Origin of the sequence: Flavobacterium sp., from assembly GCF_003525665.1 — a bacterium.
Taxonomy (GTDB): domain Bacteria; phylum Bacteroidota; class Bacteroidia; order Flavobacteriales; family Flavobacteriaceae; genus Flavobacterium.
This window is the reverse complement of record NZ_DQDX01000090.1, coordinates 1-6,673: the sequence shown is the minus strand read 5'-3', so window position 1 is coordinate 6,673 and position 6,673 is coordinate 1. Positions and strand designations below refer to the sequence as shown.

9 protein-coding genes are annotated in these 6,673 nt (G+C 29.1%); 3 read left to right on the top strand and 6 right to left on the bottom strand.

Annotation, left to right across the window (positions count from 1 at the left end; genetic code table 11):
- Positions 1-127 precede the first annotated feature (127 nt).
- Positions 128-1,315 (bottom strand): ATP-binding protein, encoded by a 1,188-nt coding sequence (locus DIU01_RS06735; RefSeq protein WP_290832772.1) that lies wholly within the window; start codon positions 1,313-1,315, stop codon positions 128-130.
- An 80-nt stretch (positions 1,316-1,395) separates the two neighbouring features.
- Between DIU01_RS06735 and DIU01_RS06730 the strand changes: the two genes are divergently transcribed.
- From DIU01_RS06730 to DIU01_RS06720, 3 genes are all read left to right on the top strand, one after another.
- Positions 1,396-2,145: a LytTR family transcriptional regulator DNA-binding domain-containing protein gene (locus tag DIU01_RS06730; protein ID WP_290832770.1), complete on the top strand. Its 750-nt coding sequence runs from the start codon at positions 1,396-1,398 to the stop codon at positions 2,143-2,145.
- 3 nt (positions 2,146-2,148) lie between these two features.
- Positions 2,149-2,538, top strand: coding sequence for a response regulator (locus DIU01_RS06725; RefSeq protein WP_290832768.1), 390 nt, complete (start codon positions 2,149-2,151; stop codon positions 2,536-2,538).
- A gap of 399 nt (positions 2,539-2,937) precedes the next feature.
- Positions 2,938-3,735 carry a zinc-dependent peptidase gene (locus tag DIU01_RS06720; RefSeq protein WP_290832766.1) on the top strand — a complete coding sequence of 266 codons (798 nt, stop codon included), beginning with the start codon at positions 2,938-2,940 and terminating at the stop codon, positions 3,733-3,735.
- 215 nt (positions 3,736-3,950) lie between these two features.
- On the opposite strand, the gene DIU01_RS06715 is transcribed toward DIU01_RS06720, so the two are convergent.
- From DIU01_RS06715 to DIU01_RS06695, 5 genes are all read right to left on the bottom strand, one after another.
- Positions 3,951-4,340, bottom strand: a complete 390-nt coding sequence (locus tag DIU01_RS06715; RefSeq protein WP_290832764.1) for a hypothetical protein — start codon at positions 4,338-4,340, stop codon at positions 3,951-3,953.
- A 1-nt stretch (position 4,341) separates the two neighbouring features.
- Entirely contained in the window at positions 4,342-4,656 is a 315-nt protein-coding gene (locus tag DIU01_RS06710) for a hypothetical protein (protein WP_290832762.1), read from the bottom strand.
- A 91-nt stretch (positions 4,657-4,747) separates the two neighbouring features.
- A complete protein-coding gene (locus tag DIU01_RS06705) occupies positions 4,748-5,260 on the bottom strand; it encodes a hypothetical protein (protein WP_290832760.1) in 513 nt (170 codons plus the stop codon).
- Between the two features lie 205 nt (positions 5,261-5,465).
- Complete coding sequence (locus DIU01_RS06700; RefSeq protein WP_290832758.1) at positions 5,466-6,128, bottom strand: hypothetical protein; 663 nt, start codon at positions 6,126-6,128, stop codon at positions 5,466-5,468.
- 34 nt (positions 6,129-6,162) lie between these two features.
- Complete coding sequence (locus DIU01_RS06695) at positions 6,163-6,495, bottom strand: hypothetical protein (protein ID WP_290832756.1); 333 nt, start codon at positions 6,493-6,495, stop codon at positions 6,163-6,165.
- Between the last annotated feature and the right edge of the window lie 178 nt (positions 6,496-6,673).

Here is a 6,673-nt window from a genome sequence, read left to right as displayed (position 1 = left end):
CTCAATATCATATTTTATAGGTACTCAAAACATTTTTACCAACTATTTTTGACTATTAAACCAAAAAAAATTAAATCTTTCGTTTATCTATTGATTAGTAAGCACAAATAGTACTTCAGAGTTTACTTTATTTTTTTGGAATAGAAAAAGTAAAAGTAGTGCCTTTGTTTGGAATAGAATCTACAGTAATGCTGCCTTGTAGTTTGTCGATAACTTTGACACATGCTGCCAAACCAAGTCCAGTTCCTTGATATTCTAAAGCATTATGTAACCTTTTAAAAGGTTTGAAAATCAACTGAAAATAGTCTTCTTTGATGCCAATTCCATTATCTTCTACTGAAAAAATCCAATGAGTTACATTTTCTCTAAAATGAACTTTAATTAAAGGTGTCGACTTTTTATTTTGATATTTAAGACCATTGCTAATTAAATTGTGAAATAATAACGTAAAAGCAATCTTTGAATTTGTAATAATGGGCATTTCATCACAAATTAATTCTGGTTTTTTCCCTTGAATGTCATAGGTTAATCTCCTGAAAATATCCGAAATCAGTTCTTTTACATCAAATTTTGTATCATTTTCAATACCAAAAGTGCTTTTAGAATATTCCAATAAATCGTGAATTAAATGATTCATTTTGGTAGTACTTTCGACAATAAAAGACACATATTTTTCATCTCTTTCATCCCAAATATTCTTGTGCTTTTTATCTAGTAATTTAACGAATGAATCTATGGCTCGAATAGGTGATTTCAAATCATGAGCTGCCAAATAAGCAAATTCTTCCATATCAGACGAATATCGCTCGATTTTATCTTGATAAACAGCTAATAAATAATTGTTTTTTCGCAACTCAAGTAAATGTTCCACTTGTTTTGATAGCTTTTTTAAGATTTCTTTTTGATGGTCAGTAAGCACATTTACTTTGTTATCAATCACGCATAACGTTCCATAAGCAACGCCAGATTTTGAATTTAGAGGAACGCCATAGTAAGAAACTATATTTGGATCGTCAACAACTAACGGATTTTCTTTAAATCGACTATCAATTCTTGCATCTTCAACAATGAAAATGTCATTAGGGGTTTCTATAGCTAGTTTACAAAAGGAATGTTCTATTGGAGTTTCTCTACTTTTAAAACCATGATTCGATTTAAAAAACTGTCGTTCTAGATCTAATAAAGAAATAAGCGCTACAGGCATACCACAAACAGCCGAGGCAACAGCTGTTATATCATCAAACATCTCTTCTGGCGAAGTATCTAAAATATTGTAATCAATTAATGTTTTTATTCTGTCTAAATCCGATTGCATTAGTTATAGCATTTATTTCTACAAATTTATCTAAAAAAAGTGTATTTTTGTTAAATACTTCATAAGTAAACCACGAATTTATGAAAATTCTAAAAGTAATTTTAATAGAAGATGATTTCGAAACGATAAAGTTAATTGAACAATTTGAAAAGGAAAACGCTGTTTTGTTAAGTATAATTACTGTAGTTCCTGATTCTTCCGATTTAATTGATTTAGTCAATGAAAATATCCCAGATTTACTTATTGTAAGTCTGGACAAACCTTCTTGGAATCCGAATGTATTAAATGCTATTAGTGTTCATAAACCTAAGGTTTTATTTTTATCAAAAAACAAAGCAGATGCTTATGATGCCTTTAAATTTGGTGGAATAGATTTTTTATTAAAACCTTTAGATTATAATGAATTAATTATTTCACTGTACAAAACGGTTAAGCTTATTGAGATGGAATCTATTTATCAAGATGATAAAATCGGAAAAATAAAAACTTTAAATGTTTTAAATAATAACTCTGATTTTGTAGCAATAGCCTCTGTTGACAAGATCGATTTATTAAAAATAGATGATATTGTTTTTTGTAAAGCCGATGGAAAATATACCGAGTTTCACACCGATAAGAATACAAAAATTGTTTCAAGTAGAAATTTAGGCGAATATTCATCGTTACTAGAGAATAACTTTTTTAGAATTCACCACTCTTATGTTGTGAATATTAAACACATAGTAAAAATAATTAAAAAAGATGGCCTATATTGTGAGTTTTCTAATGGTCATGTTTTACCTATAGCTAAAAGAAGACAAGAAGAATTTATAAAATTTATAAAACTATAAAATATGGTACCGAAGTACAATAAAATTTTAATTATTGACGATAACTATATAGATAATTACATCACAAGTGCAATAATTAAAAAAAATAATTTAGCGAATAATCTTGTAGAATTTGATAATGGTTTAAAAGCTATTGAATATCTGGAACAAAATAAAGATAATGATCAAGAATTGCCAGATTTAATATTGTTGGATCTTTACATGCCACTTATGGATGGTTTTGAGTTTTTAAATTTGTTTGAAAAAATAGATTCTACAAGTACCAAAAAGTGCAAAATTTGTATCGTTTCCAGTAGTATTGATGACAATGATATTATTAAAGCAAAATTAGATAAAAACATTTACACGTTTGTAAGCAAGCCTTTAACGGCAGAACTTTTAAACTCCTTATAAAGATAAGTTCATTTTTGTAACGAACAATTATTTCATTATAAAGCCGAAAGTTCTACTTAGTTTTAAACGAGGAAAGTTGCTATGCTTTTCTGTAGCCATCAGTTATTTTGGTGGAAGTTTTTTTAATAAAATAAATTAGAGCAGTGGTTTCAAAGCTTGAGGTTTTTATCTATCAACTCAATTTCTAAAAATTTTTGCAATTTTTTTAGTTTTGAAATAGAAGGTATTGTTTTTACCACTTTGAAGGCTAGAATGCTAAGTTTTGTCATAAAGCTCCAAAGATTTAGTATTATTGTAAAATTTTTAAATGAAAAAACCAGAGCAAATTACTTAAATTTACAAGAAACTGAATGTGTTGTTTGTTTCAAAAGTCATTAACGTTTCCCAAAAAAATTAGAATTGATTATTTTATATTTACTATTTGCATTAGTTGTAGCATTTTTTCTTTTTGTGATTTACTCAATAATCGAAGAAAAATATGGTCTACTATATCATAAACCCTTTTTTGTTCATTTTTATCCAACTGTTAAGACATTGGACGCCAATCAATCGTACATTTTAAACAAAAAGTTCCATTACTACAATTCGCTTTCCGATAAAAAGAAAAAGTATTTCGAACATCGTGTAGCAACTTTCATTGAGAAATATGAATTTATCGGCAAAGAAGATTTTATAATAACCGATGAGGTTCAAGTTTTAATCGCATCAACATCGGTAATGTTGAGCTTCGGATTAAGGAATTATTTGTTCACTAATTTTGATAAAATTGTTGTTTATCCATCACAATATTATTCTAACATAAACGAAGCCTATCATAAAGGAGAATTCAATCCAAGAATGAAAGCGGTAGTTTTTTCGTGGGAAGATTTTATTGCAGGATATGAAACTACAAGTGACAATTTAAATCTCGGAATTCACGAATTTGCTCACGTATTGCATATTCACGGCTTAAAAAGTCAAGATACAAGTGCCATTATTTTTTCTAGAATGTACAATCAAATTCAAAAAGAAATCAATTTTCCAGCCAATAGAGATAAACTAATCAATTCTAATTATTTCAGAATTTATGCCTACACCAATCAATTCGAATTTCTGGCTGTTATTTTAGAACATTATTTTGAATCGCCAACTTCCTTTAAGCAAGAGTTTCCGCAACTATTCAATAATGTTAGTAAGATGCTCAATCATAAGCATTAGATAAAACTAATTCTATTATTAGAAAATCCTTCGTGAAAATTATTAAAAAGAGTGCTTAACAGCTGTTAATAAATGAGGTATATTTTTAAAATATGGTTTTGATTTTTTGTGGAAATGAATACATTTTGAACTTTAACTAAAAAAAATAAACTCCAGTAAATCGCTCGAAACTTCGGGCTAAAACAGGTTGTTTTTCTGATTTACGATTTTATCTTTTAGCGATTCAAATGTTCTAAAATTTGTATTATCTCTACGATGTAGTTTATTTCTATATTCAATTCTTTATTTTCCTTGATTCTAATTTCTGTTGCATTTTCAATTTCGTTGTACCTTAGCAGAAGTTTTGATCCGTCAATTTTCCAATAATAGTCATTGTCAATTTTCGCATAAAGTTGCTTTGTATAAGGTTTTTTTTCGTAGTTAGGGTTTTCCCAAATCTGGCTCGCAATTTTAGTCAATAATTGAACAACTTCATCATTGTCTGATCTTGTCAGTAAACAACTTTCTCCATTTTCATAGTCAAGTTGCAGCGTGATAAAATCTCCATTTTTTCGAAATATAATAGTTCCTTTCTTTACAAGCCAGTTGTATACTTGATTTTCCATTCTATATATTTTGTGGTGTCCACATTTTTAGGAATTTAAACTTTTTTGGATATTCTTCTCTTGGGCAAAATGCTAAACTAACTTCCTTGCTTTCCAAAGAGGATTCTGTCAACACTACAAAATCTACTTCGCTTTTAAATTTGTTAAATTCAATCTCATTTGCAATGCAAACTACTTTTTTAAATGTTGCATTAATCCATTTTATCATATCCTCATTATGCTCAAATTTTTTGTAACAAGCCAAAGATGCGTGTGCCGTAATTACAGGAACTAGTTTATCTGGAACAGTGTCTTTTACGATAATGTACATTTTCATAAGATGTGTTCTTGTTGTTGTGCTCACGTTCCGGTGCTTGTCGAGATTACAAACTTCGGAAGTGTATATTTTCTGTTAAAGATAAAAATTATTATTTGGCGATTTCCACTTTCAAAATGTCATGGTTATCTTTTCCATAAGTTATTCTAACTTGAAGGCCATTTCTAAAAACTCCATTGTTGGTTTTACAGAAGCGATTGAAACGACCAAGCATTGCGTCTTCGTAACTAAAATCTACGGAATCAACGCTGAAACTTTCAATTGTTACAGCGCCTTTTCGAGATGCCGGTCGTACACTTTTAAAATTCGAAATTTCACCTTCAACTGTTCCAACATAATTGGACGCAAGCATTTTCTGAATTCTTTGTTCTGTTTCATCTTTCGTATAGAACTTCAAATAAACAAACATTACTGATGAGAAACAAAAAACAACTCCTGTTGTCCATAACAAAATTGCTTTCTCATAATTTTTATCCTGCTTTTTAAAGCGTTTTGTAATTCCCCAAAGTATTAAACAGATTATTGCAATCCAAAAACAAACCTCAAAGGATTTTATTGAGTTTGATGGTAAGTCAGAAAGCGACCAATACGTGTAATATTTCATTTTATTGTAATTGTCTTATGATGCAGCTTTAGGATTATAGCTCATGACTTTGGTGCTTGGTACTGCTCCAAGCACGAACTAAAACAAACCTACAAAATTTCATTGAAAAGTAGCGCTGAATGCACCAGAGTATTTTTACTAAGATCAAAATAGCAATCGCGAGCCCAGCAATAGTTGAAAACCGTTGTTACAACACGTCTTATTTTTATAAAACTAAATTTCCTTGAAGAATTAGTTTTTTACCTAATTCAGTTTCTTTGTCAATATCAAATATTTCAAATCTTACATGTTTGTAAAAGATTTTGTAGAGAGAATCTCTAATTGTTTTTTCGTCGAATAATGAGTACTTACCCATCTTAACTCCAATAACAAAGTATGGAGACTCATATTCTTCAACATTAATATAGATTCCGGTAAATGCTTTCTCAATTTGAATTTTTTTCTTGTCAACTAATTGTAGGGCTTTTTTAATGTTTAATAAGTCTGAATTTTTTATTTTAATAAATAGGTCATGAATTTCTAAAATATTTACTTCTTTTTCAATTAATGCTCCTTCAGTAATATTATGCATAATGTCATTAGTTACATCAATTCCACCAGAATTATTTATTTTATAGGCGTTGTATGTCAACCAAGGGCCTTTAAAAAAATACCATGGTCCAAAAATTAAATTATAATTGTTGTACTTTTTTTTGAATTTATTAAGTTCACTTTTTTCTCTGATATATATTGCGGGAGAAACTCTTAACAAAGAAATTAGGCCTAAGCTAATTCTATAATTAAAAACTACAAATCTAGCTCCAAGACTAACTTTTTTCTTAAGATCACTTAAATCATTAAAGTCAATGTTTTCTAGTTTGTACTTCATAAATACAAGTTGTAACGTGTGTTAGCAGTAGTTTTTATTTTTTTTTGACTTGCTTCTTTTTTGGATTAACAATTTTTTTCGTTTTTCCACTTTCGATAATTGTTGAATGGGTTCCATCTGGATTAACAATTATTTTTGTTTTTCCATTGTCAATAAGTGTCGAATGAGTTCCATCTGGATTAACAATTGTTTTTGTTTTTCCGTTGCCTATAATTGTCGAATGAGTTCCATCTGGATTAACAATTGTTTTTGTTTTTCCATTGTCAATAATTGTCGAATGAGTTCCATTTGGATTTACAACTACCGATTGAGCAGAAACGCCATAACTTGCGAAAGAAATAAGAAAAAATGTTAGTATATATTTCATTTTATTGAATTTACGTATTTTGTTTAAAATTACTGCGAGCATTCCAGCGCTTGGCGAGGTTGTGAACTTCGGAACCGATTATTTTCTATTAAAGATAAAATTTCTTGCGAAATGTAAACGTGTATTTACTACAAAATTCGCAATCTTGCCAAACGCCTGTGCATGTTGCACAACTCAA

Coding starts and splice junctions, on each gene's coding strand:
- DIU01_RS06705 (WP_290832760.1), bottom strand. CDS start 5,260: ATGAAATATTACACGTATTGGTCGCTTTCTGACTTACCATCAAACTCA.
- DIU01_RS06730 (WP_290832770.1), top strand. CDS start 1,396: ATGAAAATTCTAAAAGTAATTTTAATAGAAGATGATTTCGAAACGATA.
- DIU01_RS06725 (WP_290832768.1), top strand. CDS start 2,149: ATGGTACCGAAGTACAATAAAATTTTAATTATTGACGATAACTATATA.
- DIU01_RS06735 (WP_290832772.1), bottom strand. CDS start 1,315: ATGCAATCGGATTTAGACAGAATAAAAACATTAATTGATTACAATATT.
- DIU01_RS06715 (WP_290832764.1), bottom strand. CDS start 4,340: ATGGAAAATCAAGTATACAACTGGCTTGTAAAGAAAGGAACTATTATA.
- DIU01_RS06695 (WP_290832756.1), bottom strand. CDS start 6,495: ATGAAATATATACTAACATTTTTTCTTATTTCTTTCGCAAGTTATGGC.
- DIU01_RS06700 (WP_290832758.1), bottom strand. CDS start 6,128: ATGAAGTACAAACTAGAAAACATTGACTTTAATGATTTAAGTGATCTT.
- DIU01_RS06710 (WP_290832762.1), bottom strand. CDS start 4,656: ATGAAAATGTACATTATCGTAAAAGACACTGTTCCAGATAAACTAGTT.